Source organism: Streptomyces sp. NBC_00582 (assembly GCF_036345155.1).
In the GTDB taxonomy this organism is placed as follows: Bacteria; Actinomycetota; Actinomycetes; order Streptomycetales; family Streptomycetaceae; genus Streptomyces.
Genome location: NZ_CP107772.1, coordinates 4,629,420 through 4,654,787 on the forward strand (window position 1 = coordinate 4,629,420; position 25,368 = coordinate 4,654,787).

Consider the following 25,368-nt stretch of genomic DNA (forward strand, 5'->3'; position numbering starts at 1 on the left):
GTCACATGAGGAGTTTCCTGAAGCCGATGGCGGGGCTCAGTTGCCTGTTTGCCCTGGCCACGGCGGGATGCTCCGCGGGGTCCGACGGCACATCGGACGCGGCGCCCGAGCCGCCCGATCGCAGCTCGTCGTCCCCGTCGGCGAGCGCCTCGGAGGAGACGTCCTCCCGTACCGCCTACGCGCCGTACGTCAGTGCGACGGAGGCCGACGACAACGACTCCGCGGGCTCGCCGGCGACGTACAACCTGGCCTTCGTCATCTCCGACGACAGCAGTTGCACGCCGGAGTGGAACGGGACGGAGGCCGTCGACGACTCGGCGGTGTCGTCCCGTATCTCGGCGCTGACCGATTCCGGCGCCACGGTCCGGGTCTCCTTCGGCGGGGCCTCCGGCAAGGAGCTGGCGTCGACCTGCGACAGCGCGTCGGCGCTGGCGAAGGCGTACGGCGCGGCCCTGGACGCGGCCGGCTCCGGCCAGGCCGACTTCGACATCGAGGGTGACGAGCTGACCGACTCCGGCTCGGTCGCCCTGCGCTCGAAGGCGATCGCGCTGCTCCAGGAGGAGCGGTCGGATCTGGAGGTCTCCTTCACCCTGCCGGTGATGCCGTCCGGGCTCGACGACGACGGGCTCGCGCTGCTGGAGTCCGCGAACAAGTACGACGTGCAGGTCTCCACGGTCAATCTGATGACGATGAACTACGGCGAGTCGTACGCGGGGGACATGGGGGCGTACGCGATCACCTCGGCGAAGGCGGCGCATGAGCAGTTGCGGGAGGTCTTCGGGACGTCGGACGAGACGGCGTGGAAGGGGATGGCGCTCACGTCGATGATCGGTACGAATGACGTGGACGGCGAGACGTTCTCGCTCGCGGACGCGGCCGAGGTGCGGGAGTTCGCGGAGGAGAAGGGGGTCGCGTGGGTGTCGATGTGGGCGACGTTTCGGGATCAGCAGTGTGAGGACGGGACGGACACGGATGACGCGTTGACCAATTGCAGTGGGGTTTCGCAGAGTTCGGGGGCATTCGGGGAGGCGTTCTCGGGGTAGGGGGTGGGAGGTTCTGTCGTACGCCGGGTGCGGGTGCGTCGTGGTTGGTCGCGCGGTTCCCCGCGCCCCCAGGAACTCACCTGGACCGGTACAGCAATCTGCCCCCGATCACCGTTGCCACGCAGCAGGTCGCGCCCATGGTCGTCAGTGTCTCCTCGTTCTCCGCGTCGAAGACCGTGAAGGTGGCGGGCAGGCCGGCGAGCGGGAGCAGGGGCATCAGGGCGGTCTCGGCCAGGCTCCGTCCGGCCAGCGGGTCAAGGCTCGGCGGGCCCGCGGGGTCCGCGAACCGCTCCTCGACGCTCACCCCCGCCCGGCGTACGGCGTCCACCACGGCGGGCCGCCGCAGATTCCCGGCGACCGCCACGGTCCCGTGTGCCAGCAGCCGCTGTACGCCCCGCCGCGCGCTCGCGCCCCAGCGGGCGTCGGTCATCGGCAGGGCCGCGAGGGCCGCGCCGGTGAGCGGCTCGGTGCCGAGTTCGTCGGCCTCGCGCGGGTCCGGATGGTAGGCCCGTTCGAGGAGTTCGGGACCGTACGGGTTCAGCAGCCCGGGGGCGAGGAGCCCGGGCCAGCGCCGGACACGGGCGGTCGGACGCGCGTCCGCCAGCTCCTCGTACGGGCCGACGGCCGCGATCTCCCTGCCCTCGACCAGGATCGCGCCGTCGGGCAGGGAAGGCCGCTCGGGATCACCGAACACCAGCAGGCCGGCGGTGTGAATCGTCAGCAACGCGGCCCTAGTTGGAAGCGAGCAGCTTCAACTCGGGGTGGGCCGTGCCGCCTTCGATGGCGGTCGAGGAGATGTGAGACATCACACGCTCGTCGACGGGGTCGTTGGCGGGGTCGTCGTGGACGACGAGGTGCTCGTAGGTGGTGGACCGCTGGGCGGGGACACGGCCCGCCTTGCGGATCAGGTCGATGATCTCCAGCCGGTTGGAGCGGTGCTTGGCGCCGGCCGAGGAGACGACGTTCTCCTCCAGCATGATCGAGCCGAGGTCGTCCGCGCCGTAGTGCAGGGAGAGCTGGCCCACCTCCTTGCCGGTGGTGAGCCAGGAGCCCTGGATGTGCTGGATGTTGTCCATGAAGAGGCGCGCGATGGCGATCATCCGCAGGTACTCGAAGAGGGTCGCCTGCGTGCGGCCCTTCAGATGGTTGTTCTCGGGCTGGTAGGTGTACGGGATGAAGGCCCGGAAGCCACCCGTCCGGTCCTGTACGTCACGGATCATCCGCAGGTGCTCGATCCGCTCGGCGTTGGTCTCGCCGGTGCCCATGAGCATGGTGGACGTGGACTCGACGCCCAGCCCGTGCGCGGTCTCCATGATCTCCAGCCAGCGCTCGCCGGACTCCTTCAGGGGCGCGATGGCCTTGCGGGGCCGCGCGGGCAGCAGTTCCGCGCCGGCGCCGGCGAAGGAGTCGAGACCGGCCGCGTGAATGCGGCTGATGGCCTCCTCGACCGACACGCCGGAGATCCGGGCCATGTGCTCGACCTCGGAGGCGCCCAGCGAGTGGATCACGAGCTGGGGGTAGGCCTCCTTGATGGCGGAGAAGTGCTTCTCGTAGTACTCGACGCCGTAGTCGGGGTGGTGGCCGCCCTGGAACATGATCTGGGTGCCGCCGAGTTCGACGGTCTCGGCGCAGCGGCGCAGGATGTCGTCGAGGTCGCGGGTCCAGCCCTTCGCCGTGTCCTTGGGGGCGGCGTAGAAGGCGCAGAACTTGCACGCCGTGACACACACGTTCGTGTAGTTGATGTTCCGCTCGATGATGTACGTCGCGATGTGCTCGGTCCCGGCGTACTTACGGCGGCGTACGGCGTCGGCGGCGGCGCCCAGAGCGTGCAGGGGCGCGTCGCGGTAGAGGTCGAGCGCCTCCTCCGGGGTGATCCGCCCGCCCTCGGCAGCACGGTCGAGCACAGACTGGAGGTCGGCCTTCTCGGTCACCGGAAGCGTCCCTTTCGTCAAGGGTTGTGTACGGACCGAACCAGCCTACGCCAGCGTTTTCCCGCACCTCACCTCAGGCCGCGTACGCGCCGATCAACAGCCCCAGGAAGGCTCCCGTGAGCATGAAGGGGCCGAAGGGGACGGTGGAGTGGCGGGTGGCGCGGCCGAGGAGGGTGAGGGTGATGCCGTAGAGGGCGCCGAGGAGGAAGGCGGCGAAGGTGCCCAGCATGAGGGTGGGCCAGCCGTACCAGCCGAGGACGGCACCGGTGCCCAGGGCCAGTTTCACATCGCCGAAGGCCAGACCGCCGGGGTTGACGAGGTGCAGGAGGAGATGGCCGGCGGCCAGGGCCAGCGAGCCCAGGAGGGCCGTCGTCCAGCGTCCGGCGTGCTCGGGCAGCACGGCGGCCGCGCCGAGGAGGGCCAGGGCGGCGGCCGCGAGGGGCAGGGTGAGGGGGTCGGGCAGCCGCTGGACCCGTATGTCCACGACGGCCAGCAGAACGCCGACCGGGGCCAGCAGCAGCCATACGGCCAGTTCCGGGCGGACACCGGTGGCCGCGGCGAGCGCCGCGCAGAGGAGGGCGGTGACCGTGGGGAGCAGCAGGGCGCCAGGACCGTACGACGGAGTGGACGGCGTCGGTGACGAAGAAGTGGGCTGCGTCGAGGCCGACGGGGTGGACGGCGTCAGGGACGAAGAAGTGGACGACGTCGGCGCCGACGGAGTGGACGGCGTCAGGGACGAAGAAGTGGACGACGTCGGCGCCGACGGAGTGGACGGCGTCGGGGACGAAGGAGTGGGCGGCGTCGGTGCGAGCCGGCCGGCGGTCGGGGGTGGGGTGCCGGGGGCGAGGATTGCGCGGCGGCCGCACTCCTCCGCGTGCGCCGGGCCGGCGGGGGTGGCGCAGGTGCCGCAGCGGGCCCGGCCGAGCCAGCCGCGCAGCGGGTGTCCCGCCGGGCAGGTGCCGCGCCAGCCGTCCGCCGCCTGCTCCGGCCGGACCGAGAATCGGTAGGCGGGGCGCGGCAGAAGGGCTCCCGCGAGGACGCCCCACACCGCGGCGACGGTGACCAGGGTGAGGGTGCCGGGGGGTGCGGTGAGCGAGGTCATCGGCCGTCTCCTACCCGACCTTGGCCAGGCGGGCCGTCGGGTTGCCCTCCGCGCTGCTGTCCGACGTGTAGGTGAGGTCGTCGCCGGTCGGGGTGAAGCGGATCGTGTGGGGGGTGGGGTTGCAGCCGGAGTGGTTCGACTTCGCGCCCACCGAGCCGGCGACGACCTCCTTCGCCGTCACCTTCTTCAGCGTCAGCTCGTCGACGCAGACCCCGCCCAGCACATCGGTCTGCCGCAGTTCGCCCAGTTTCCCGCCCACGGCGGCCTGCCGCAGGGTCACCCGGAAGGTGCCCATGGGGAGCGTGCCGCCGAGCCCGGTGCCCTCGCCCTCCCAGGTGCCGACGTAGCGGGCCGGGAGGGCGCCGGTCGCCTCGCCGTCGACGGCGCTCGACGCGGCCGTCGGCACCGCCGAGTGCGCGCCGCTCCCGGCGTCCGAGTTCGCGTCGCCGCCACCCGGCAGCAGGTCGAGAACGAACACCGAGCCGACCGTCACCGCGGCCAGCGCGGCCGCGACCGACAGCGCGACGGTGCAGCTCAGCCGCCGTCCGCGCCCGCCCTCCCCCGGCGCCGCCGCGGCCGACACGGTGACGGACACCTTCCCGGGGCGCCCGTCGTCGCCGCCCTGCCGCGGAACGGGCGTGTCCGCCGGAGTCACCGGGACCGCGTCCATCACCGGCGGCGGCCCGAACTCCCCCGCGGCCACCGGCTGCTCCGCCGCCACCGCCACCCGGCTGAACCCCACCGGCCCGGAAGCCGCGACCTCCGCGCCCGTCGCCTCCAGGTTCAGCAGCTGTACGGCGCTCCGCCCGACCTGTTCCACCAGCGCCCCCGGCAGCCACCCGCCCGCCACCAGCCGTGCCGCGCCCTCCGGAGCGAGCCGCCGGGCCAGTTCGGCGGGGGCCGGCCGGGCCGACGGGTCCTTGGCCAGACAGCCCTCGACGACCTCCCGCAGCGGCCCCGGCTCCAACGCCCCGAGCGCGGGCTCCTCATGGACGACCTTGTAGAGCAGCGCGGCCGACGAGTCGCCGGGGAAGGGCGGTTCACCGGTCGCCGCGTACGCCAGCACCGCGCCGAAGGAGAAGACGTCGGCCGCGCCGGAGACGCCCTGGCCGAGGATCTGCTCCGGGGCCATGTATCCGGGGGAGCCGACGGAGACGCCGGTCGAGGTGAGCGAGGCCGTGCCGTCCGTCGCGCGCGCGATGCCGAAGTCGATGAGCAGCGGGCCGTCCACGGTGAGCAGCACGTTGGAGGGCTTCACGTCCCGGTGCACCAGCCCCAGTTCGTGCACGGCCGCCAGCGCCTCCGCGAGCCCCGCGCCCAGCGCCCGTACGGTGCGCTCGGGCAGGGGGCCGTGGGCGGCGACGGCCGCGGCCAGCGAGGGGCCCGCCGCGTAGGCCGTGGCGACCCAGGGCACGGCCGCCTCCGGGTCCGCGTCGAGCACCGGCGCGGTCCAGGCGCCGCCGACCCGCCGGGCGGCCTCCACCTCGCGCCGGAAGCGGGCGCGGAACTCCTCGTCGAGGGCGAGGTGCGGATGCACGATCTTCACGGCGACCGTACGGCCCCCCGCGCTGCGGCCCAGATAGACCCGGCCCATCCCGCCGGAGCCGAGCCGGCCGAGCAGCCGGTAGGGCCCGACGGCCGTGGATTCGTCGGCTCCGAGCGGCTGCATGCCGTTCCCCTTCCCCCGCCTGCGCATTGGGTCGCACAAGCGATTCATCGTCCGGCTCTGACAACACCCGGGGCAATGCTGGCACCGATCCTGACGAACAGTCGCCGGTACGGAAGGACAGGGCAACCGTGAAGATCCTGAGAAGACCCGCGGCCCCAAGGGGGGGAAGCCACGTGTGTGGACGCGATCGGCGGCCAGGACGGGAACACCCAGCCGGCCACCGTGGAGGCCTTCGACATCGACCAGTGACCCGCCGGTGCCCCGGCCGGCCGCTCACGGCCCCAGCAGATCCACCTTCACGTCCGCCGGGAAGCCCGTGGTCGGTCCCACCCGGCGGGCGAACTCCGCGACCGCGTTGAGCTGGGGGGTGCCGAAGCGGAAGTCGAGCGTGGTGAAGTACCGCTCCAGGACCCGCTCGTCGAACTCCTCCCAGCGGGCCGCCTGCTCGGCGACCTTGCCGACCTCCTCCAGGGAGAGGTTGCGGGAGGCGAGGAAGGCCTGATGGACCTCGCGGGTGATGACCGGCTGCCGGTCCAGATAGTCCCGGCGGGCCGCCCAGACGGCGAAGACGAACGGCAGCCCGGTCCACTCCTTCCAGAGCGCGCCGAGGTCGTGCACCTGAAGGCCGTAGCGCGGGCCGTCGAGCAGGTTGGCCCGCAGCGCCGCGTCGCCGATCAGGACGGCCGCCTCCGCCTCCTGCATCATCAGGCTGAGGTCGGGCGGACACGTGTAGTAGTCGGGCCGTACGCCGAAACGGTCCGCCAGCAGGAGCTGGGCCAGGCGCACGGAGGTGCGGGAGGTGGAGCCGAGGGCGACCCGTGCCCCGTCCAGCTCCTCCAGCGGGACCTGCGAGACGATCACGCAGGACATGACCGGGCCGTCGCAGCCGACCGCGATGTCGGGGAAGGCGACCAGGTCGTCGGCGTTGCGGAGGAACTCGACCAGGGTGATGGGCCCGATGTCGAGGTCCCCTCGCACCAGCTTCTCGCTGAGCTTCTCCGGGGTGTCCTTGGTGAGCTCGAAGTCGAGGAGGGTGCCCGTTCTCGCGAGCCCCCAGTACAGGGGCAGGCAGTTCAGGAACTGGATGTGGCCTACGCGCGGCCGGGTGCGAGAATTGTCCACATCGCGAGACTAGCCCCGGTGGAGTACGCTTCGGACTCCGACCCCCGGGTCAACCCCTTCACGGGATGTTCAAACATCCGGGTGACGTGATCTTGACCCCTATTGCTTTCGGCTGCCCACATGCTAGGCTCGCCGCAAGTTGCAGTTTGGTTTCCCTTGCAGTACAGAGCCTGCGGAGCATGTAACCGCGGGCTCTTGACATTTTCAGACGTATGCATTGTGCGGCACTGCTTTCACCTTGCAGGTTCTGGAGCAGGGCAACCCTTTGGGCCCAAGGAGGGCTTATGGCTACCGGAACCGTGAAGTGGTTCAACGCCGAAAAGGGCTTTGGCTTCATCGCCCAGGAAGGCGGCGGCCCCGACGTCTTCGTCCACTACTCCGCGATCAACGCCTCGGGTTTCCGTTCTCTCGAGGAGAACCAGCAGGTCTCCTTCGACGTGACGCAGGGCCCGAAGGGTCCGCAGGCGGAGAACGTCACCCCCGTGTGACGATCTCGCCACCTGTGATCGCAATCTGAAAGCAGTACCCAAGGAGCCCCGCGCCAGCCGGCACGGGGCTCCTGCCTTTCCCGGTGAATTTCCGGTGAATTCCAGAGCTCTCCGCTCCGGCCGCCCCTCGCCCCCCTCGCCCCCCGTCGGCCCGCCACGGCCATTCGCCCGCGACGCTCACTCGTCCGGGTGGTGCACGGGGTGATCTCCCCGGCCGCCGCAGTGCCGCGGGCAGCAGCGGAACCGGCCGGAAAGCGATGCCGGGGCGACGTCGTTGTCAGTCGTGTTGGCTAAGGTCCCCGCCCATGACCGACACCACCGACACGACCGGGATCACCCCCACCGACGACACCACCGCCTCCGCCGGCCCCGCCTTCGTCACCGCCACCCGCACCTTCTACGACGCCATCGCCGAGGACTACGCCGAGCGCTACCGCGACGAGATGGCGGCCAGGCCGCTGGAGCGGGCCCTGCTGACGGCGTACGCCGAGCTGGTCGCCCCCGGGGGCCGCGTGGCGGACCTGGGGTGCGGGCCCGGGCGGGTGACGGGGTTCCTCGCCGGGCGGGGGCTCGACGTGTTCGGGCTGGACCTGTCGGCGTCGATGCTCGCGATCGCGCGCCGCGAGAACCCGGGGATCCGCTTCGCACAGGGCTCGATGCTGAAGCTGGACCTGCCCGACGGGCGGCTCGCCGGGGTGGTCTCCTTCTACTCCTCCATCCACACCCCGCTGGAGGAGCTGCCCGCCCTCTTCGCCGAGTTCCACCGCGTCCTCGCCCCCGGAAGCCCCCTCTTCCTCGGCTTCCAGGTCGGTGACGAGCCCCGGCACCACGATCGGCCCTGGGGCCACCCGGTGGCCCTGGACTTCCTCCGCAGGCGCCCGGAGCCGATGACCGAGCTGCTGACGGCGGCCGGCTTCGTCCCGTTGTCGTGCACGGTACGGGAGCCGGACACCGCCGGCGGCGAGACGACCCCGCACGCCTTCCTGATCCTGCGAAAGCCGGCCGAGGCCGGCTGACGGCTACTTCAGCTCGGCGGCGGTGTAGAAGCCGCCCGCGACCAGGACGTACTCGTAGTTGGACTTGTCCACGCTCGTGGGCTGGAGCAGATAGGCGGGCACGGGCTTCACGCCGTTGTTGTAGTCCCTTCTGTTGTTCAGTCTCGGCGTCCTGCCGCTGAGGATCGCGTCGACCATGTCCGACGCGACCTCGCCGAGCTGGCGCACGTCCTTGTAGACCGTCTGCGACTGCTCGCCCTTGATGATCGACTTCACCGAGGCAAGTTCGGCGTCCTGCCCGGTGACGATCGGATAGGGCTTGCTGCCGGTGCCGTAGCCGTACGACTTCAGCGCGGCCAGCACGCCGATGGAGATCCCGTCGTACGGCGACAGAACCGCGTCGAGACGCTCGCCGACGTAGGACTGGGAGAGGATGCCGCTCATCCGCTTCTGCGCGGTGGGTCCGTCCCAGCGCAGGGTGGTGACCTTCGCCAGCGTGGTCTGGCCGGAGCGGACGACCAGCTTCTTGCTGTCCAGGTACGGCTGGAGCAGCGCCATCGCGCCCTCGAAGAAGTACTTGGTGTTGTTGTCGTCGGGGGATCCGGCGAACAGTTCGATGGTGAACGGGCCCTTGCCGTCCTCCAGGCCGAGCTTCTCGATGATGTAGCGGGCCTCGAGCCGGCCGACCTGCTCGTTGTCGAAGGAGACGTAGTAGTCCACGTTCTCGGTACCGAGGATGAGCCGGTCGTACGAGATCACCGGGATCTTCGCGGCGGCGGCCTGCTTGAGCACGCCGTTCAGCGACTTGTTGTCGATCGCCGCGATGATCAGCGCGTCGACGCCCTGCTTGACCAGGTTCGCGATCTGCGCCACCTGGGTGTCCGGGTCGTCGTCACCGTAGACGAGCTGGGTCTGGTAGCCCTGGTGCTTGAGGTCCTTGACCATGCTCTTGCCCTCGGTGAGCCAGCGCTCCGAGGTCCGGGTCGGCATGGCGATGCCGATGGTGCCGCCCTTCGAGCCGTTCCCGGAGCTGCCCCCGCTCAACTGTCCACAGGCGGACAGAGTTAAGGCGGAGGCCGCTCCGGCGAGGGCGGCCAGAGCGGATCGTCGGTTGCGCATGCTGATCGTTCCTTGTTCTTCTCGTCGTTGAGAGATGACGGCACATCAGATGCAGGCGAGGCAGCGGCGGGGACACTCACCTTTCACGTGTTCGAAATACCGTCACCTGATCGAAAAAATGTTGGCGTGACCCTAGGAGCGGGTGGGGAGGGTGTCAACGGGGTGAACTCGAACGGTTACAGAAAGGCGCGACAGGGGGAACGGCCGTAAACGGCTGCGGCGGGCGGGTCCCGGTGTCGGGAGTCCGCCCGCCGCAGCTCACAGCAGGTGTCTCAGAAGTCCCAGAGGCCTCATGAGCCTCAGGCGTCTCAGATGTGGCGCTCGTCTCAGACGGTGCCGGAGGCCGAGATGGTGATCTTGGCCGAGGTGCGGCCGGACTGGCTGCCGAGACCCTCGATCTTCTTCACGAGGTCCATGCCCTCGACGACCTCGCCGAAGACGACGTGCTTGCCGTCCAGCCAGGAGGTCACGATGGTGGTGATGAAGAACTGCGAGCCGTTGGTGCCGGGGCCGGCGTTGGCCATGCTGAGCAGGCCGGGACGGGTGTGCTTGAGCTGGAAGTTCTCGTCCTCGAACTTCTCGCCGTAGATGCTCTTGCCGCCGGTGCCGTCCCCGCGGGTGAAGTCGCCGCCCTGGAGCATGAAGGCCGGGATGACGCGGTGGAAGGAGGAACCGGCGTAGCCGTAGCCGTGCTCGCCGGTGGCCAGCTCGCGGAAGTTGCGGGCGGTCTTGGGCACGACGTCGTCGTACAGCTTGAAGACGATGCGCCCGGCGGGCTCGTCGTTGATGGTGATGTCGAAGTAAACGTTGTCGCTCATGGGGCCCATAATTCCTCGCTTCCCCCGCCTATTGGTAATCGGCGGGCCCCAGTACGGCCCGGCAGTCCTCCCGGGCGGCCGGGCCCAGCAGGGTGCCGAACCGCTCGAACAGGGCGAGCAGCTCCCCGCCCCACCGCTCCCGGAAGGCCCGGTCCTGGGCGGCGAGGTCCAGCTCGTTGGCGACGGTGACCTCGGCGAACCCGGCGAGCGAGGCCGTGGCGGGGGTGTGGGTGACTCCGGTGAAGCGATCACGGAACGGGGCGCCCGGACCGCTCAGGGTGGGATAGGTGGCTTCGCGGTCGCAGGAGGCGTACAGATACACGTCGGCCTCGGCCTCGGACCCGATCGCCTCGACGAGCTCGCCTCGGCGCTCCAGCGGCAGCAGGGGGTGCGGGAAGCCGTCTGTGCCGTAGGCGGCGTGACACAGGCCCGTCAGCTGGAGGCCGGCCGGGGCACCCCAGCCGGCGAGCCTGTCCCGCACCCGCCGCAGATGGGCGAGGAGGGTGCCGCCGGGGTGCGCCATGCCTTCGGCACCGAGGCCGACGAGGAAGGCCTCGGCGCGTTCGGTGCGCACGGCTGCGGCTGCGTCGTCCGTCATGTCGTCCCTCCCGGCAGGGTCAGTTCCGCCCACACGGTCTTCCCCACGTCGCGCGCGGTGACGCCCCAGGCGGTGGCCAGGACGGTGACGACGATCAGGCCGCGGCCCCCCTCTGCGTCCGGCTCCCGCACGATCCGCAGCCCGCGGTCACCCCGTGCGTCGCTCACCTCGATCCGCAGGGCGTCCTCGGCGGCGAGCAGCAGCCGCAGCTCGAAGTCCCGGCCGGGGACGCGGCCGTGGGTGACGGCGTTGGCGGCGAGTTCGGCGACGATCTGCTGAGCCCTGCGGTTGGCCTCACCGTCGTACGGGTGGCCCCACTCCACGAGCTGCCGCTGCGTGAGCCGCCTCGCGAGTCGGGCCCCGCGCGGGGTGGAGCTGAGCCGCAGGGTCATCTCCCCCAGGGGAGAGATCGGGGTGGGGATCCGGGTGGAGATTTCCGAGTTCACCCGACTGAGCCTGGCGCCTTGTCCTTACCCTGGCCAGGGGCGACCTGGCGACTCTGTGTAGTCGTACGGCTGCGGCGGGCTTCGCGTACGGGGCGTCGTCCCTCCCTGCGAGCGAGTGAAGGCGGTGCGGCAGGTGACCGAGGAGCGCAGGCCGGAGACCCCGGCCGAGGCCGACGGCACGACAGGGCTGCTGACGGCGCTGGGCAAGATGCTGAAGCTGTTGCGGGAGCGGAAGGGGTTCACGCAGAAGGACTTCGGCGAGATGGTCGGATACGGGCCGGACGCCATCTCGGCGATGGAACGGGGCGTACGGACCATCCGACCGGAAGTGCTGGAGAAGGCGGACGAGTTGCTGGAGGCCGGGGGTCTGCTGCTCCAGGCCGTCCCTGAACTGAGGGAGGCGATGGCGAAGGTTCGGACTCGGCATCCGGAGTGGTATCGGAGTTACGCGGCGTTGGAGGCGGACGCAGCTGAGCTGCACTTCTACGCCAACCAAGGCGTGCCGGGGCTATTGCAGACTCGGGAGTACGCGCTGGCGGTGTTCTCCCATCGGCGGCCGCTGATGGATGAGGAGACCGTCGAGAAACGCGTCGCCGACCGGTTGGACCGTCAACAGATCTTGGACCGTCGGCCCGCGCCAGTCGTCAGCTACGTACTCGAAGAGGCTGTGCTGGACCGTCGCATCGGAGGCCGACAGGTCCAGGCAGCACAGTTGGAGCAGTTGCTGCACATTGGCCGTATGCGCAACGTGGTGATTCAGGTGATGCCGAGCACCGCCTTCGGCCATCCCAACATGGACGGTGCGTTCAACTTGCTGACGCCGATGAAGCATCCGCAGGTGGCATACGTAGAGGTCCAGGGCTACCCCCGTTTGATCACTGACCTCTTGGAAGTCCGGAGGATCGCCGAACGCTATGGGATCATGCGGGCAATGGCGCACCCGCCCGGTGAGTCACGGGAGTTGATCGAGAAGAAGCTGGAGGAGCTATGAACAGCGAGAACCTGGCCTGGTTCAAGTCCAGCTACAGCGGTGGCGAGGGCGGCGAATGCCTCGAAGTCGCCCCCTCCCCCCACACCATCCGCATCCGCGACTCCAAGAACCTCGACGGGCCGGTCCTCTCCCTCTCCCCCACCGCCTGGACCGAGTTCCTCCCGCACGTGAGGAAGTAGATGCCGCCCAAGGTCGTGCGACTGTGTCCCGTGGGTGAGGGCGATCTGCCGGTGCTGGAGCGGTTCCTGACCGATCCCGAGGCCGCAGGGCCGTTCTCGTGGTTCGGCTGGGCCGATCCGGGGCGCTTCCGACGGGGCTGGGCGGAGAACGGGCTGCTCTCTCCCGACGGCGGGCAGCTGATGGTGGCCGCGGGCGACGACCGGCTCGGTTTCGTCGCCTGGCGCAAGGTGGTCACCGGGCCCGCCTCCTCCTGCTGGAGCATAGGCGCCCAGCTGCTGCCGGAGGCCCAGGGCCGCGGGATCGGCACCGAGGCCCAGCGCCTGCTGATCCACTACCTCTTCGCCCACACCCCCGTGGTGCGGATCGAGGCCGACACCGAGTCGGAGAACCTCGCCGAGCAACGCGCCCTGGAGAAGGCCGGCTTCATCCGCGAAGGTCTGGCCCGCAGCGCGGTCTTCCGGGACGGCCGATGGCGTGACGTGGTGTCGTACGCCGTGCTGCGCGACGACGTGCCGCGGTTCTGACCACGAGACCTCCGGCTACACCGGCTTGCCCGGAGTGCCGTGCTGCGGCCAGTACGCGAAGCCGTTGCCGTCGTACCAGCCGAGGCGGGTCGCGCCGCAGCCCGTGCTGTGGAAATCGAGGAAGTCGTAGTTGACCGCCTTGATGGACTTCTTGGGGAAGGTGACGGAGAACTCGGTGGTGACGGTGCCCTTCGCGGGGATCGTGCCGAGGGGCAGGGCGGAGGAGTTCCACAGCGGCAGCGAGCCGTTGGTCTTCGGGTTCCAGTGCAGCCCGGCCTTGTGCCAGTGACCGGTGCCGACGCGCCACTGGACGAGGGGCGCCGGGCCCCGGTTCTTCATGAGGTTGCCGAGGGCGAAGACGACGGTGGCCTTGGTCAGCTTCACCTTCTCGGTGTTGTGCACCCGGATGCGGGCGTGCAGGGCCACCCCGGCCCGCTGTGCGGTGGGTACCGCGGATCCGGCCGCGTCGGAGGCCGTCACGGCGCCGTACCGGCAGGTGTACGCGGCGGTGGTCGACGCGGAGGCCGCGGCAGGGTGGGAGCCCACGCCCAGGATGCCGACGGCGGCGACGAGCGCCGCTCTGCAGGAAACGGTGGTTTTCAACATGTCCTCCTCAAAAGGCCGATCCCACCGCGCCTCCGGACGACGGTCAACGATCTTTCCTGAATCATGGGCCTTTCCTGAACCGCTTCCGAAGGAGTTCGTCCGGCAGACCCGTCGAGCGGGAAGGGGAGGCCGGGGTCCGACCCCGGTGCTCTGCGCGAGGCCGCCCACCGGGTCCTGGACGTCTTCTCCGAGGCCGCCGGGCTGGACCGGGAGCGGGTCGGGCGCCGGGCGCACTTTGGCCGCACCGGGTGCCCCTGAACCCGGTCCGCGTCGGTGCGAGCGCCCCTGGGGCCGCGAGCGTCCTACTGCGCGTACAACCCCTCCACCTGTTCCGAGAAGTCCCGCAGGATCGTCTCGCGGCGGAGTTTCATCGAGGGGGTGAGGTGGCCGGCCGTCTCGGTGAAGTCCACCGGGAGGACGGTGAAGCGGCGGATCGACTCCGGGCGGGAGACGAGTTTGTTGGCCTCGTCGATCGCGCGCTGGAGTACGGCGTTGAGTTCCTCGTCGCCGATCAACAGCTCCGCCGGCACGGGGTGTTTGCCGTTCATGGTGCGCCAGTGGGTGAGGCCGTCGGGGTCGAGGGTGAGGAGCGCGGAGACATAGGGCCGGTCGTCGCCGAGGACCAGGGCCTGGGAGATCAGGGGGTGGGAGCGCAGCCAGTTCTCCAGGGGGGCCGGGGCCACGCTCTTGCCGCCCGCCGTGATGATCATTTCCTTTTTGCGGCCGGTGATGGTCAGGTAGCCCTCGTCGTCGAGTTCGCCTATGTCGCCGGTCGGCAGCCAGCCGTCGGGGGCGGCGGGGACGACTCCGCCCGCCGCCGGGTCCCAGTAGCCGCGCAGGACGTGGTCGCCGGCGATGAGGATCTCGCCGTCGGCGGCTATGCGGATCTTCGTGCCGGGGAGCGGCCAGCCGACCGTGCCGAGGCGGGGTTTGAGGGGTGGGGTCACCGTGGAGGCGCCCGTCGTCTCCGTGAGGCCGTAGCCCTCGTAGATCTCGATGCCCGCGCCGAGGTAGAAGGAGGACAGCCGGCGGCCCAGCGGGGAGCCGCCGCAGATGGCGTGGCGGACCCGGCCGCCCATCGCGGCGCGGATCCGGCGGTAGACGAGCGGGTCGTAGAAGGTGCGGGCGGCGCGCAGGGCGGCGCCGGGGCCGGAGCCGGTGCCGGTCTTCTGGGCCTCGACGGCCTCGCCGTAGCGGCGGGCGACGGAGACGGCCCGGTCGAAGGTGGTGAGGCGGCCGCCCGCCTCGGCCTTCGCCCGGGCCGTGTTGAAGACCTTCTCCAGCATGTAGGGGATGGAGAGGAGACAGGTGGGTCTGAAGGCGGCGAGGTCCGGGAGGAGTTCGTCGGCCTTCAGGCTCGGGGCGTGGCCGAGGCGGACCCGGGCGCGGATGCAGGCGATCGCCACCATCCGGCCGAAGACATGGGACATGGGGAGGAAGAGCAGGACGGAGAGTTCGTCGGCTTTTGAGCCGTCCTGCGCCTTGAAGACGGGGTAGAGGAGTTCGATCGCGTTGTCGACCTCGGCGAAGAAGTTGCCGTGGGTGAGCGCGCAGCCCTTGGGGCGGCCGGTGGTGCCGGAGGTGTAGATGAGGGTGGCGAGGGTGTCGGGTCCCAGCACCCCGCGCCGGACGGCGACTTCGCCGTCGGGGACGTGGACGCCGGCCTCGCCCAGCCGGTCGACGTGGCCCTTCTCCATCACCCACATGTGCTGGAGGTCGGGCAGCCGGTCGCGCTCGGGTCCGAGGGCTGCGGCCTGGCCGAGGGTCTCGGTGACGAGGGCGACCGCGCCGGAGTCCTGGAGGATCCAGCGGGTCTGGAAGACGGAGGAGGTCGGGTAGATGGGGACGGTGACCAGGCCGGCCGCCCAGGCGGCGAAGTCGAGCAGCGTCCACTCGTACGTCGTACGGGCCATGATGGCGATCCGGTCGCCCGGCATCAGCCCTTCCGCGATCAGTCCCTTGGCCACCGCGTGCACCTGGGCGGCGAAGCGTTCCGCCGTGATGTCGGTCCAGGTGCCGTCCTGCTCCTTGCGGCTGAGGACCACGGCCTGCGGGGCGGCGGAGGCGTTGTCGTAGGGCAGCTCGGCGAGCGAGCCGTGGGTGACCGGCTGGGCGAACGCCGGTACGGCGGCTTCCCGTACGACACCGTCCAGCCGGCGCGTCTCCGGTTCCACGAGGGCGGGGGGAGCGTCGGCGAAGTCGGTCGAGGTGGCGTAGGGCGTGGACACGGGCGGCTCCCTTGGCGTGCAGCGCGAAAGAACTGCTTGCTGCAAAGACGTACGTGCCTCGGGTATGGAGGCGTTCACCGGTAAGGCCCCGAAGAAAGGGGTTACCGACGGTTAGGTAGGGGATCGTACGGCGTTGGCGTGGGGGGCTTGTGCGGGTTCGGGGATGATCCGGGGTCAGGGCTGTGCAATCTCGGGGGTTGTGTGACAGGGGTTCAGGTTCCCGCCCCGACCGCCGGTTCGGCCCGGTTTCCGGCCTCTGATCAGGGGCGTTCGAGCACGGCCGTGACGCCCTGCCCGCCCGCCGCACAGATGGATATCAACCCCCGTCCGGGGACGCCCCGTTCGGCGAGCAGCTTCGCCAGGGTCGCCACGATCCGGGCGCCGGTGGCCGCGAAGGGGTGCCCGGTGGCGAGGGAGGAGCCGGCGACGTTGAGCTTGTCCCGGTCCACCGGGGCCAGTCCCTGCTTCTCCCAGGCGGCGAGCGTGGCCAGCACCTGGGAGGCGAAGGCCTCGTGGACCTCCACCAGGTCGAAGTCCTCGATCCCGAGGCCGGCCCGCTCCAGCATGCGCGGGACGGCGTGGGCGGGGGCCATCAGCAGGCCGTCCTCGCCCTTCCCGACATCGCCGTGGACGAAGTCGACGGCCGCCGTCTCGTACACGGTCAGATAGGCGAGCGGTTCCAGGCCCCGGGTCTCGGCCCACTCCTCGGAGGCGAGCAGCACGACCGCCGCGCCGTCGGTGAGCGGCGTCGAATTGCCCGCCGTCATGGTGGGGTTGGGGCCGTCGGTGCCGAACACCGGCTTCAGCGCCGCGAGTTTCTCCACGGTGGAGTCCGGGCGGAGGTTCTGATCACGGGTCAGGTCGCGGAACGGGACGACCAGATCCCCGAAGAAGCCCCGTTCGTACGCGGCCGCCAGGCGCTGGTGGCTGGCCGCCGCCAGTTCGTCCTGGGCCTCGCGCTCGATGCCCCAGGCGCGGGCGGTGACCGCCGCGTGCTCGCCCATGGAGAGGCCGGTGCGCGGCTCGGCGTTGCGCGGGACGTCGGGGACGAGGTGGCCGGGGCGGATCTGCGCGAGCGCCTTGAGGCGGCCGACGGTCGATCGGGCGCGCCGGGCCTGGAGCAGGATGCGGCGGAGCGAGTCGTTGACGCCGAGAGGGGCGTCGCTGGCGGTGTCGGCGCCGCCGGCGATCGCCGACTCGGTCTGCCCGAGGGCGATCTTGTTGGCGGCGGCGATGACGGCCTGGAGGCCGGTGCCGCAGGCCTGCTGGATGTCGTAGGCGGGGGTGCGCGGGTCGAGCCTGGAGCCGAGGACGGTCTCGCGGGTGAGGTTGAAGTCCCGGCTGTGCTTGAGGACGGCGCCGGCCACCACCTCGCCGACGACGCCGGGCACGTCGAGTCCGTAGCGGAGGGCGAGGCCGTTGACCGCCGCCGTCAGCATCTCCTGGTTGGAGGCGGTGGCGTACGGGCCGTCGGAGCGGGCGAAGGGGGTCCGGCTGCCGCCGAGGACCGCGACGCGGCGGGCGCGCGGGGGTTCGTGGGCGGGTTTCCGCGCGCCTCTCAGATAGGTCACCTTCGACGGCTCCGACGTACTCGCCTTCGACGGCTCCGGGGTACTCATCTCGACCTGCTCCTCACCCTTGACCTAGACTTACCCCGGGTAACCTTACTCCGGAGTAAGCAACTTTTTCAGTCAGCCGAGCCCGTGGGAGACGAGACGAACATGGCCGACCGCTATCTGAGTTTCACCGCCACCGCACCCGGCCGTTTCCTCACCCGCCGGCTCGGCCTTCCGCAACCGGCGGCGCTCAGGCGCTGGTCCCCCGAACATCCGTTCCTCACAGGCGACTTGGTTCACCTTACGGCCGGAACGTCCACCCTCGACCTCACACCGGTCCTCGCCCGCACCGGCCTCCCCCTCGGCACGGCCGATCCCGCGGCCGTCGTCCTCGACGCGACCGGCGTCCGGGACGTCGACACCCTCGCCGAGGTGCACGCGGCCCTGCACCCGGTCGTCCGGTCCGTCGCGGCGAGCGGCCGGATCGTCGTCCTCGGCTCCCCCCTGGACGCCGACGACGACCACCACCGGGCGGCCGCGCAGCAGGCCCTGGAGGGCTTCACCCGCTCGCTCGGCAAGGAGATCGGCCGCGGGCGGACCGTGAACCTCCTGCGCCTCACCGACGCCGGCGCCGCCGAGTCGACCCTGCGCTTCCTCCTCTCGCCCAAGTCGGCCTACGTCAGCGGCCAGGTGATCGGGGTCGGGGCCGGGGAAGCGGTCGTGTACGACTTCCCGGACCGGCCCCTCGCGGGCCGCACCGCCCTCGTCACCGGCGGCGCGCGCGGCATCGGCGAGGCCGTCGCCGAGACCCTGGCCCGGGACGGCGCCGAGGTCGTCGTCCTCGATGTGCCGCAGGCCGAGTCGGACGCGCGGCGGGTGGCGGAGCGGCTGGGCGGGCGGGCCCTGACGCTCGACGTCACGGCCGCCGACGCGGGCGAGCGGATCGCCGCCGAACTCCCCGACGGGCTCGACGTGCTGATCCACAACGCGGGTGTCACCCGGGATCGCCGGCTGGTCAACATGCCCGCCGAGCGCTGGAGTTCGGTTCTCGACGTCAACCTCGGGAGCGTGCTGCGCACCACCGACGCCCTGCTCGCCAAGGGCATCCTCCGGCCGGGCGGGCGGATCGTGGCGACCGCCTCCATCGCCGGGCTCGCGGGCAACGCGGGGCAGACGAACTACGGCGCGAGCAAGGCGGGCGTGGCGGGACTGGTCCGAGCCCTCGCACCGCGCGCGCTCGACACGCACGGGGTGACCGTGAACGCGGTCGCGCCCGGCTTCATCGAGACCCGGATGACGGCCGCCGTACCGCTGTTCATCCGGGAGGCGGGCCGCCGGATGAACTCCCTCGCGCAAGGAGGGCTGCCCGCCGACGTCGCCGAGACCACCGCCTGGCTCGCGCACCCGGCGTCCGGCGCGGTCAACGGACAGGTCGTACGGGTGTGCGGCCAGAGCCTGCTGGGGGCGTGATGGCGGCGGTGACGACCCTCTCCTCCTCGCCCGCGCTCGGGCCCCTGCTCGCCCGCGGGGCCCTGCGGTCGCCGTTCAAACGACCCCGGCCCGGCGTCGGGTTCTCCGGCCACCGGCTCGTCCTGCCCGGCCTGCGGGTCGACCTGGGCACACTGGCCGCCTACGAACGCGTGTGCGGCTTCCCGACCGGTGAGGACTCCCTGCCGGTCACCTATCCCCATGTGCTGGGCTTCCCGCTGGCCATGAGCATCATGAGCGGCCGGGACTTCCCGCTCCCGCTGCTCGGTCTGGTGCACACCTCGATCGACATCACCCGCCATCGCGCACTGCCGGTCACGGGCACGTACGCGCTCACCGTGCACGTCGACCGGCTGGTCCCGCACCGGCGCGGCACGGAGGCGTGCGTGGTCACGGAGCTGCGCGGGAAGGACGCGGAGGTGGTGTGGGAGTCGACCAGCACCTATCTGGCCCGGCACCGCACGGAGCCCGCGCCGAAGCCCGCCGCGCCGGAGCCGGAGAACTCCCCCCTGCCCCTCCCCCTTCTCGACGAGTGGCGGCTCGGCGCCGACGTCGGCCGGCGCTACGGGGCCGCCTCCGGCGACCGCAACCCCATCCACCTCCACCCGCTCACCGCCCGCCTGTTCGGCTTCCCGCGCGCCATCGCCCACGGCATGTGGACGGTGGCCCGCTGTCTCGCCGCCCACGGCACCCCGCCGGCCGTGCGGACCCGGGCGGAGTTCCGGGCGCCGGTGCTGCTGCCGGACACGGTGGCGTTCGCCTCCGACGGCGTACGGTTCGAGCTGCGCGGGACGGGAGCGGCGGCGGCGCGGCTCCATGTGCGGGGGCGGGTGGACCGGCTCAGGTTCTGAGCGGGCGGGTGAGCTTCCGGCCCGCTGCCGCCCCTGCGGCCGTACTGCACGCCGAGTTCCGCGGGCCCTTACCTCGGCCCGATCCTCGAACGCCACGGCCTCGACGTGAAGGGGCGCCCGCTGCCGGCGGGGGCCGCCGGTTCGGGACGGGCGGGCCAGGCCGTACGCCGGGTGGCGGGCCGGGGCGCCCGCAAGCTGTACCGCATGGGGCACCAGCGGGTGGCGCCGGCGCCGCGGAGGCGGGGGGGCGGTCTGAGGGGCGGGCGGGCGTGGGCCGGTGTGCGGTCAGTCGCGGCGGACCGAGACGCCGCCCACCAGGCCCCAGGCGTCGATGCGGACCGTGGGGCCGCCCGGTTCGGTCGGGCCGGTGTCGCGGACGCCGCCGAGGCGCAGACCGCGCACGTCCACCCGGACGTCGGGGCGGACCCGCAGGGAGACGCCGCCGATGAGGCTCAGCTTGGTGATCCGCAGCTCGGCGCCGTCCGGGATGTCCAGGTCGGTCAGGTCGACATCGGCTCCGCCGATCACGGAGACGGTGAGGGTGCGCTCGTGGAGCGTGGCTCCGTCGAGCCGGTGACCGCCGATGAGGCTGATCTTGATGTCCGTCTTCTGCGTCGGGTCCGTGCTGGGCTTCGTCATGGGAAGAACGGTAGGAGCAGCGGGCGGGGGCGGCCCAGTGTCGCGCGTACTCCCTTGGACATGACAAGTGTCATGTCTCGACCGTGGGCGGCGGGGACCAGGACCGCCCCTGCGTCAGATCCCCCAGTCCGGCCCACGCGAAGTTCATCAGGGTGGCCGCCGCCTGCCGTGCCGTGACGCCCTCGGTGGCGTTGGCCCACACGGCGAGGGACTCGGCGGCACCGACGAGGGCCTCGGCGAGCCCGGCGACCTCGCGCTCGGGAAGGTCCGGGTCACGGTGGGCCTCGCGGGCCCCCACCGCTATGAGCTGGGTGACGAACGCGACGATCTCCTCACGCATCGCCGCGGCCTCGGCGGCGAACGCCTCACCGTGGGTGCGGGCCTGGAGGTGCACGACGGACCAGGCGTGCGGATGGGCGGCGGTGTGTGCGAAGAACGCGAGCAGACCGTCCCAGAGTTGACGGTCGGCCGGCAGGTCGGTGCGGACGCCGGAGCGCACCGCGTCCACCAGCGCCCGCGCCTCACGGCGGATGCAGGCGGTGAAGAGATCGTCCTTGGAGTTCAGGTACAGATACACCAACGGCTTGGAGACGCCCGCCAGTTCGGCGATCTCGTCCATGGACGCGGCCATGTACCCCCGCTGCCCGAAGATCTCCACGGCGGCGTCCAGCATCTGCTGCTCACGGACCGCGCGTGGCATCCGTTTGGTCTTCACGGCACCCATGGGGTCAGCTTAGTTGGGGTCAGGAAGTCTGCCCCTGGGCGTGGGACTGGGCCTCGGCCGCGTCGACCGCCTCGTCCTCCTGGGAGCGGTTGGCGTCCAGGTTGGCCTTCATCCGGTCCACGCGCTGTACGACGGTCACCGAGGCGCGGTCGCGCTCCTTGCGCAGGACGACGAAGCTGATGGGCCCGGAGACGATCAGCGCGAGCAGGACGACCCACATGCCGTTGGAGTCGCCGAGGCCGCGGGGCAGGACACCGGAGTAGACCAGGCCCCAGACGACCACGAGGCAGCCGGCGAAGACGCCGAGGCGCATCAGCGTGTAGCGGAGCATCTCAATCCACTCTTCCTTCTCCAAAAAGGGCCGTCGTCCAGTGAAGCACGCCGGGCCGCCGATCTTGCACGGGGGTGCGGGGGTCAGGTGAGAGACAGCAGCATGGTGATGTCGTCGCGGTCGTCGCCGGGGGCGACCCGGATGGCGCCGGGGACCCGGCCGACCTCCTTGTAGCCGCAGGAGCCGTAGAACCGCTCCAGGCCGAGTCCGCCCCGGCAGCCGAGGCGGATCGCGTCGATGCCGTCGAAGCCGCGGGCCGCGTCGGCGGCGGCCGCCATCAGGTCACGGCCGTGGCCTCTGCCCTGGTGGCGCGGATGGACCATCACCGTGTACAGCCACACCCAATGGGTCTGCAGCCGGTGCGTGTTGAAGGCGAAGAAGGCGGTGGCGGCGACCTGCCCCTGCTCGTCGTGCCCCACGAGCAGCCGGTGGCGTCCCTCGGCCATCGCCACGAGGTGTCTCACCAGGTCCGGCCGCACCTCCTCCCGCCGCACCGGTGCCACGAACCCGACGGCCCCGCCGGCGTTGGTGACGTCCGTCCACAGATCGAGGACACCGTCCCGCAGGGCGGGGGTGACGGCCGGGTCGAGAGTGAAGGTAAGGGCCACCCAGGCATCGTACGCCTTACGGCGGGACGCTCGTGCCCTGCCCCAGAACCCGTGCCGCCACCTTCAGGTCCGCGACCAGCCCCTGGTAGGCGGCCTCGCGGTCCTCGGCGCGCAGGACGGACGACGGGTGCACGGTCGGCACCAGCCGCTCCCGTCGCCCGTGGATCTCCTCCTCCAGGACGGTCCCGCGTACCTCGGTCACCCGGAACGAGGAGCCGAGCAGCGCCTTTCCGGCGGTGGCGCCGAGGACGACGATCAGCTCGGGCCCGACGACCGCGAGCTCGGCCGCGAGCCAGGGCCCGCACGCGGTCATCTCACGCAGGGTGGGGGCCTTGTGGATACGGCGCTTGCGGGGTTCGGCCCGGGTGAACTTGAAGTGCTTGACGGCGTTCGTGACGTACGCGTCCGCCGGGTCCAGGCCGGCCTCCTGGAGGGCCCGGTCGAGGAGCTTGCCGGCGGGACCGACGAACGGTCTGCCCCGGCGGTCCTCCTGGTCTCCGGGCTGCTCGCCGACGAGCATCACCCGGGCGTGGGCGGAGCCCGTGCCGAAGACCGTCTGGGTGGCGTTTCGGTGCAGGGGGCAGCCCTTGCAGTCGGCCGCTGCCCGGCGCAGGGCGGTGAGGCCTCCCTGGCCGGGGACGAAGGGGGCTGCCGTGTAGGCGTCCTCGGGAGCTCGGGTGGTGACCATGAGGTCCGAGTACCCGTCGTGGGGCTCGGGCCTCATGTCGGCTGCGGGTGTGTGGGGCTGGTCGCGCCCACGCGGCGGAGCCGCATGTCGATCCAGCCCCGCGCCCCTGAGGTGTCTCCCCCGGCCCTGGCCCGAAAAGTCAGACGCGCATCGGCTGCGGCGACTCCCTGCGCGCCGGGTCCGGGCCCTCGTACTCGCGGATGATCTCGTACCGCGTGTTGCGCTCCACCGGGCGGAAGCCCGCGTCGCGGATGAGGTCGAGGAGGTCCTCGCGGGTGAGCTTGTTGGGCGTGCCGTAGTTGTCGGCGTCGTGGGTGATCTTGTACTCGACGACCGAGCCGTCCATGTCGTCGGCGCCGTGCTGGAGGGCTAGCTGCGCGGTCTGGACGCCGTGCATGACCCAGAAGACCTTGACGTGGGGGACGTTGTCGAACAGGAGACGGGAGACCGCGAAGGTCTCGAGGGCCTCCGCGCCGGTCGCCATCTGGGTACGGGCCTGGAGCCGGTTGCGTACCTTCCCGTCCTTCATGTCCACGAAGTCGTGCTGGTAGCGCAACGGGATGAAGACCTGGAAGCCGTTCGTCTCGTCCTGGAGCTCGCGCAGGCGCAGCACGTGGTCCACGCGGTGGCGGGGCTCCTCGATGTGGCCGTACAGCATGGTGCAGGGCGTCTTGAGGCCCTTCTCGTGCGCCAGGCGGTGGATGCGGGACCAGTCCTCCCAGTGCGTGCGGTGGTCCACGATGTGCTGACGGACCTCCCAGTCGAAGATCTCCGCGCCACCGCCGGTCAGCGACTCGAGGCCCGCGTCGATCAGCTCGTCGAGGATCTCGGAGGCCGACAGTCCGCTGATCGTCTCGAAGTGGTGGATCTCCGTCGCCGTGAAGGCCTTCAGGGAGACGTCCGGGAGGGCGGCCTTCAGCTCGCGCAGCGACCGCGGGTAGTAGCGCCAGGGGAGGTTGGGGTGCAGGCCGTTCACGATGTGCAGCTCGGTGAGGTTCTCGCTCTCCATCGCCTTGGCGAGCTTCACCGCCTCCTCGATGCGCATCGTGTACGCGTCCTTCTCGCCCGGCTTGCGCTGGAAGGAGCAGTAGGCGCAGGAGGCGGTGCACACGTTGGTCATGTTGAGGTGCCGGTTGACGTTGAAGTGCACGACGTCGCCGTTCTTGCGGGTGCGCACCTCGTGGGCGAGACCGCCGAGCCACGCCAGGTCGTCCGACTCGTACAGCGCGATGCCGTCCTCGCGGGTCAGCCGCTCACCGGCCCTGACCTTCTCCTCCAGCTCGCGCTTGAGCCCGACGTCCATGCCCACACCTTTCCCACGACAACCGATGACCGACGCAACTGACCAACCGTACGACTACACCTCTTCGGGAAGCTCCCCGACCCGGTTCTCCCACTTGGTGGAGAGCACGATGGTGGTACGGGTCCGGGAGACCCCCTTGGTCCCGGACAGCCGCCGGATGATCTTCTCCAGCCCGTCCACGTCGTTCGCCCGCACCTTGAGCATGAACGAGTCGTCGCCGGCGATGAACCAGCAGTCCTCGATCTCGCTGAAGTCCCTCAGCCGGTTCGCCACGTCCTCGTGGTCGGCGGCGTCGGAGAGGGAGATGCCGATGAGGGCGGTGACGCCGAGGCCGAGCTGGGCGGCGTTCACCGTGGCACGGTAGCCGGTGATGACGCCGGCCGCCTCCAGCCGGTTGATGCGGTCGGTGACGCTGGGTCCCGACAGGCCGACGAGGCGCCCCAGCTCCGCGTAGGAGGCCCGGCCGTTCTCCCGCAGGGCCTGGATGAGCTGCCTGTCCACCGCGTCCATGCGAATCGAAGCCTTCCGATCAAAGTTCCTGGAGAGGAAGTTCCTGAAGAGATGAGAGGTACTGCGACTTGCTCAGATGGCGCTCAGGTGTCCCTGGTTCCGGTGTCCCCGGTTCCGGACCCGCCGCCCAGCTCGCCCTCCCACCGGCGGTACAGCCCGTGCGCGGCCCCCGCCGCGTCGAGCACCCGTCCGGCGACGAAGTCGACCAGGTCCTGGATGTGGGTGGCGCCCGCGTAGAAGGCGGGCGAGGCCGGGACCACGGCGGCGCCCAGGTCGTCCAGGGTCACCAGATGCCGTAGCGTCTGCCCGTTCAGCGGGGTCTCCCGTACGGCGACGACGAGCTTGCGGCGCTCCTTGAGCGTGACGGAGGCGGCCCGCTGGAGCAGGTCCTTGGAGAGCCCGAGGGCGACCCCGGCGACACAGGCCGTCGAGGCCGGCACGATGATCATCCCCTTCGCGGGATACGACCCCGAGGACGGCCCCGCGGCAAGGTCCCCGGCGGCCCAGTACCGCACCGCGGCGAGGTCGGTGTCGAAGGTGACCGGCTTGCCGTCGGCCCCCCGGCCGAGCCATTCGCGCAGGTCGTCCCGCCAGTGCGCGTCCCGGAAGGAGATCCCGGTCTCGTCGAGCAGGGTGAGCCGCGAGGCCCGGCTGACGACCAGGTCCACGCTCTCGCCCGCCTCGAGCAGCGCCCGCAGCACAGCGGCGGCATACGGCGTACCGGACGCCCCGGACACCCCCACGATCCAAGGCACGCGCTGCGTTTCTCCTGCGTTCACACCTTGAGCGTACCGGTGGGCAGGCGGGTCT

28 protein-coding genes are annotated in these 25,368 nt (G+C 71.1%); 8 read left to right on the forward strand and 20 right to left on the reverse strand.

Going from position 1 to position 25,368, the window contains the following annotated elements; all coding sequences use genetic code 11:
• Positions 1-5: 5 nt before the first annotated feature.
• Entirely contained in the window at positions 6-1,043 is a 1,038-nt protein-coding gene (locus OG852_RS20435; protein ID WP_330348620.1) for a chitinase, read from the forward strand.
• Between the two features lie 76 nt (positions 1,044-1,119).
• Here the strand turns inward: OG852_RS20435 and OG852_RS20440 are convergent, their stop codons facing one another.
• The 5 genes from OG852_RS20440 to OG852_RS20460 all read right to left on the reverse strand — a co-directional run bounded on the left by OG852_RS20440 (position 1,120) and on the right by OG852_RS20460 (position 6,867).
• A complete protein-coding gene (locus tag OG852_RS20440; protein ID WP_330348621.1) occupies positions 1,120-1,767 on the reverse strand; it encodes an amidohydrolase family protein in 648 nt (215 codons plus the stop codon).
• 7 nt (positions 1,768-1,774) lie between these two features.
• The gene (gene mqnC, locus OG852_RS20445; RefSeq protein WP_133914765.1) at positions 1,775-2,974 is read right to left on the reverse strand and encodes a cyclic dehypoxanthinyl futalosine synthase; all 1,200 of its coding nucleotides are present in this window, start codon (positions 2,972-2,974) and stop codon (positions 1,775-1,777) included.
• Between the two features lie 73 nt (positions 2,975-3,047).
• The gene (locus tag OG852_RS20450; protein ID WP_330348622.1) at positions 3,048-4,076 is read right to left on the reverse strand and encodes an A24 family peptidase; all 1,029 of its coding nucleotides are present in this window, start codon (positions 4,074-4,076) and stop codon (positions 3,048-3,050) included.
• 10 nt (positions 4,077-4,086) lie between these two features.
• The gene (locus OG852_RS20455) at positions 4,087-5,745 is read right to left on the reverse strand and encodes a serine/threonine-protein kinase (protein ID WP_330348623.1); all 1,659 of its coding nucleotides are present in this window, start codon (positions 5,743-5,745) and stop codon (positions 4,087-4,089) included.
• A 273-nt stretch (positions 5,746-6,018) separates the two neighbouring features.
• Positions 6,019-6,867 carry a menaquinone biosynthetic enzyme MqnA/MqnD family protein gene (locus OG852_RS20460; RefSeq protein WP_330348624.1) on the reverse strand — a complete coding sequence of 283 codons (849 nt, stop codon included), beginning with the start codon at positions 6,865-6,867 and terminating at the stop codon, positions 6,019-6,021.
• A 284-nt stretch (positions 6,868-7,151) separates the two neighbouring features.
• Here OG852_RS20460 and OG852_RS20465 point away from each other — a divergent pair, with 284 nt between their 5' ends.
• Entirely contained in the window at positions 7,152-7,355 is a 204-nt protein-coding gene (locus OG852_RS20465) for a cold-shock protein (RefSeq protein ID WP_003992177.1), read from the forward strand.
• Positions 7,356-7,660: 305 nt separating this feature from the next.
• Positions 7,661-8,371 carry a class I SAM-dependent methyltransferase gene (locus OG852_RS20470; RefSeq protein WP_133914761.1) on the forward strand — a complete coding sequence of 237 codons (711 nt, stop codon included), beginning with the start codon at positions 7,661-7,663 and terminating at the stop codon, positions 8,369-8,371.
• A gap of 3 nt (positions 8,372-8,374) precedes the next feature.
• Here the strand turns inward: OG852_RS20470 and chvE are convergent, their stop codons facing one another.
• The 4 genes from chvE to OG852_RS20490 all read right to left on the reverse strand — a co-directional run bounded on the left by chvE (position 8,375) and on the right by OG852_RS20490 (position 11,331).
• The gene (gene chvE / locus OG852_RS20475; protein ID WP_133914760.1) at positions 8,375-9,469 is read right to left on the reverse strand and encodes a multiple monosaccharide ABC transporter substrate-binding protein; all 1,095 of its coding nucleotides are present in this window, start codon (positions 9,467-9,469) and stop codon (positions 8,375-8,377) included.
• Positions 9,470-9,795: 326 nt separating this feature from the next.
• The gene (locus tag OG852_RS20480) at positions 9,796-10,287 is read right to left on the reverse strand and encodes a peptidylprolyl isomerase (protein ID WP_133914759.1); all 492 of its coding nucleotides are present in this window, start codon (positions 10,285-10,287) and stop codon (positions 9,796-9,798) included.
• A gap of 28 nt (positions 10,288-10,315) precedes the next feature.
• The gene (locus OG852_RS20485) at positions 10,316-10,885 is read right to left on the reverse strand and encodes a DUF6817 domain-containing protein (protein WP_330348625.1); all 570 of its coding nucleotides are present in this window, start codon (positions 10,883-10,885) and stop codon (positions 10,316-10,318) included.
• The gene (locus tag OG852_RS20490) at positions 10,882-11,331 is read right to left on the reverse strand and encodes an ATP-binding protein (protein WP_443064544.1); all 450 of its coding nucleotides are present in this window, start codon (positions 11,329-11,331) and stop codon (positions 10,882-10,884) included. The genes OG852_RS20485 and OG852_RS20490 overlap by 4 nt, the downstream gene beginning before the upstream one ends.
• Before the next feature lie 124 nt (positions 11,332-11,455).
• On the opposite strand from OG852_RS20490, the gene OG852_RS20495 reads away from it, so the two are divergent.
• Genes OG852_RS20495 through OG852_RS20505 form a run of 3 tightly spaced genes read left to right on the forward strand, consistent with a single transcriptional unit; the run spans position 11,456 to position 13,026 of the window.
• Positions 11,456-12,322 carry a helix-turn-helix domain-containing protein gene (locus OG852_RS20495; RefSeq protein ID WP_443064545.1) on the forward strand — a complete coding sequence of 289 codons (867 nt, stop codon included), beginning with the start codon at positions 11,456-11,458 and terminating at the stop codon, positions 12,320-12,322.
• On the forward strand, positions 12,319-12,501 hold the full coding sequence (locus OG852_RS20500) for a DUF397 domain-containing protein (protein WP_330348627.1): 183 nt from the start codon (positions 12,319-12,321) through the stop codon (positions 12,499-12,501). Before OG852_RS20495 ends, OG852_RS20500 begins: the two co-directional genes overlap by 4 nt.
• Positions 12,502-13,026, forward strand: coding sequence for a GNAT family N-acetyltransferase (locus tag OG852_RS20505; protein ID WP_330348628.1), 525 nt, complete (start codon positions 12,502-12,504; stop codon positions 13,024-13,026).
• 15 nt (positions 13,027-13,041) lie between these two features.
• On the opposite strand, the gene OG852_RS20510 is transcribed toward OG852_RS20505, so the two are convergent.
• From OG852_RS20510 to OG852_RS20520, 3 genes are all read right to left on the reverse strand, one after another.
• Positions 13,042-13,629 carry a hypothetical protein gene (locus OG852_RS20510; RefSeq protein WP_330348629.1) on the reverse strand — a complete coding sequence of 196 codons (588 nt, stop codon included), beginning with the start codon at positions 13,627-13,629 and terminating at the stop codon, positions 13,042-13,044.
• Between the two features lie 305 nt (positions 13,630-13,934).
• Entirely contained in the window at positions 13,935-15,860 is a 1,926-nt protein-coding gene (locus OG852_RS20515; protein ID WP_133914751.1) for an AMP-dependent synthetase/ligase, read from the reverse strand.
• Between the two features lie 260 nt (positions 15,861-16,120).
• Positions 16,121-17,479 carry an acetyl-CoA C-acetyltransferase gene (locus tag OG852_RS20520; RefSeq protein WP_133914750.1) on the reverse strand — a complete coding sequence of 453 codons (1,359 nt, stop codon included), beginning with the start codon at positions 17,477-17,479 and terminating at the stop codon, positions 16,121-16,123.
• A gap of 102 nt (positions 17,480-17,581) precedes the next feature.
• On the opposite strand from OG852_RS20520, the gene OG852_RS20525 reads away from it, so the two are divergent.
• The gene (locus OG852_RS20525; RefSeq protein WP_330351473.1) at positions 17,582-18,886 is read left to right on the forward strand and encodes a 3-oxoacyl-ACP reductase; all 1,305 of its coding nucleotides are present in this window, start codon (positions 17,582-17,584) and stop codon (positions 18,884-18,886) included.
• Positions 18,886-19,755 (forward strand): MaoC family dehydratase, encoded by an 870-nt coding sequence (locus OG852_RS20530; protein ID WP_133914749.1) that lies wholly within the window; start codon positions 18,886-18,888, stop codon positions 19,753-19,755. The genes OG852_RS20525 and OG852_RS20530 overlap by 1 nt, the downstream gene beginning before the upstream one ends.
• A 285-nt stretch (positions 19,756-20,040) precedes the next feature.
• On the opposite strand, the gene OG852_RS20535 is transcribed toward OG852_RS20530, so the two are convergent.
• The 8 genes from OG852_RS20535 to OG852_RS20570 all read right to left on the reverse strand — a co-directional run bounded on the left by OG852_RS20535 (position 20,041) and on the right by OG852_RS20570 (position 25,313).
• Positions 20,041-20,394, reverse strand: a complete 354-nt coding sequence (locus tag OG852_RS20535) for a hypothetical protein (RefSeq protein WP_133914748.1) — start codon at positions 20,392-20,394, stop codon at positions 20,041-20,043.
• Positions 20,395-20,464: 70 nt separating this feature from the next.
• Positions 20,465-21,118: a TetR/AcrR family transcriptional regulator gene (locus OG852_RS20540; RefSeq protein WP_330348630.1), complete on the reverse strand. Its 654-nt coding sequence runs from the start codon at positions 21,116-21,118 to the stop codon at positions 20,465-20,467.
• Between the two features lie 19 nt (positions 21,119-21,137).
• Positions 21,138-21,449, reverse strand: coding sequence for a DUF4229 domain-containing protein (locus OG852_RS20545; RefSeq protein WP_133914746.1), 312 nt, complete (start codon positions 21,447-21,449; stop codon positions 21,138-21,140).
• Between the two features lie 83 nt (positions 21,450-21,532).
• Positions 21,533-22,057: a GNAT family N-acetyltransferase gene (locus OG852_RS20550; protein WP_330348631.1), complete on the reverse strand. Its 525-nt coding sequence runs from the start codon at positions 22,055-22,057 to the stop codon at positions 21,533-21,535.
• A gap of 16 nt (positions 22,058-22,073) precedes the next feature.
• Positions 22,074-22,745, reverse strand: a complete 672-nt coding sequence (locus tag OG852_RS20555) for a UdgX family uracil-DNA binding protein (protein ID WP_133914744.1) — start codon at positions 22,743-22,745, stop codon at positions 22,074-22,076.
• Positions 22,746-22,884: 139 nt separating this feature from the next.
• Positions 22,885-24,048, reverse strand: coding sequence for an aminofutalosine synthase MqnE (mqnE, locus tag OG852_RS20560; RefSeq protein ID WP_330348632.1), 1,164 nt, complete (start codon positions 24,046-24,048; stop codon positions 22,885-22,887).
• A 54-nt stretch (positions 24,049-24,102) separates the two neighbouring features.
• Entirely contained in the window at positions 24,103-24,558 is a 456-nt protein-coding gene (locus OG852_RS20565) for an Lrp/AsnC family transcriptional regulator (protein WP_133914742.1), read from the reverse strand.
• A gap of 83 nt (positions 24,559-24,641) precedes the next feature.
• Positions 24,642-25,313: a UbiX family flavin prenyltransferase gene (locus OG852_RS20570; protein ID WP_133914741.1), complete on the reverse strand. Its 672-nt coding sequence runs from the start codon at positions 25,311-25,313 to the stop codon at positions 24,642-24,644.
• Positions 25,314-25,368: the final 55 nt, after the last annotated feature.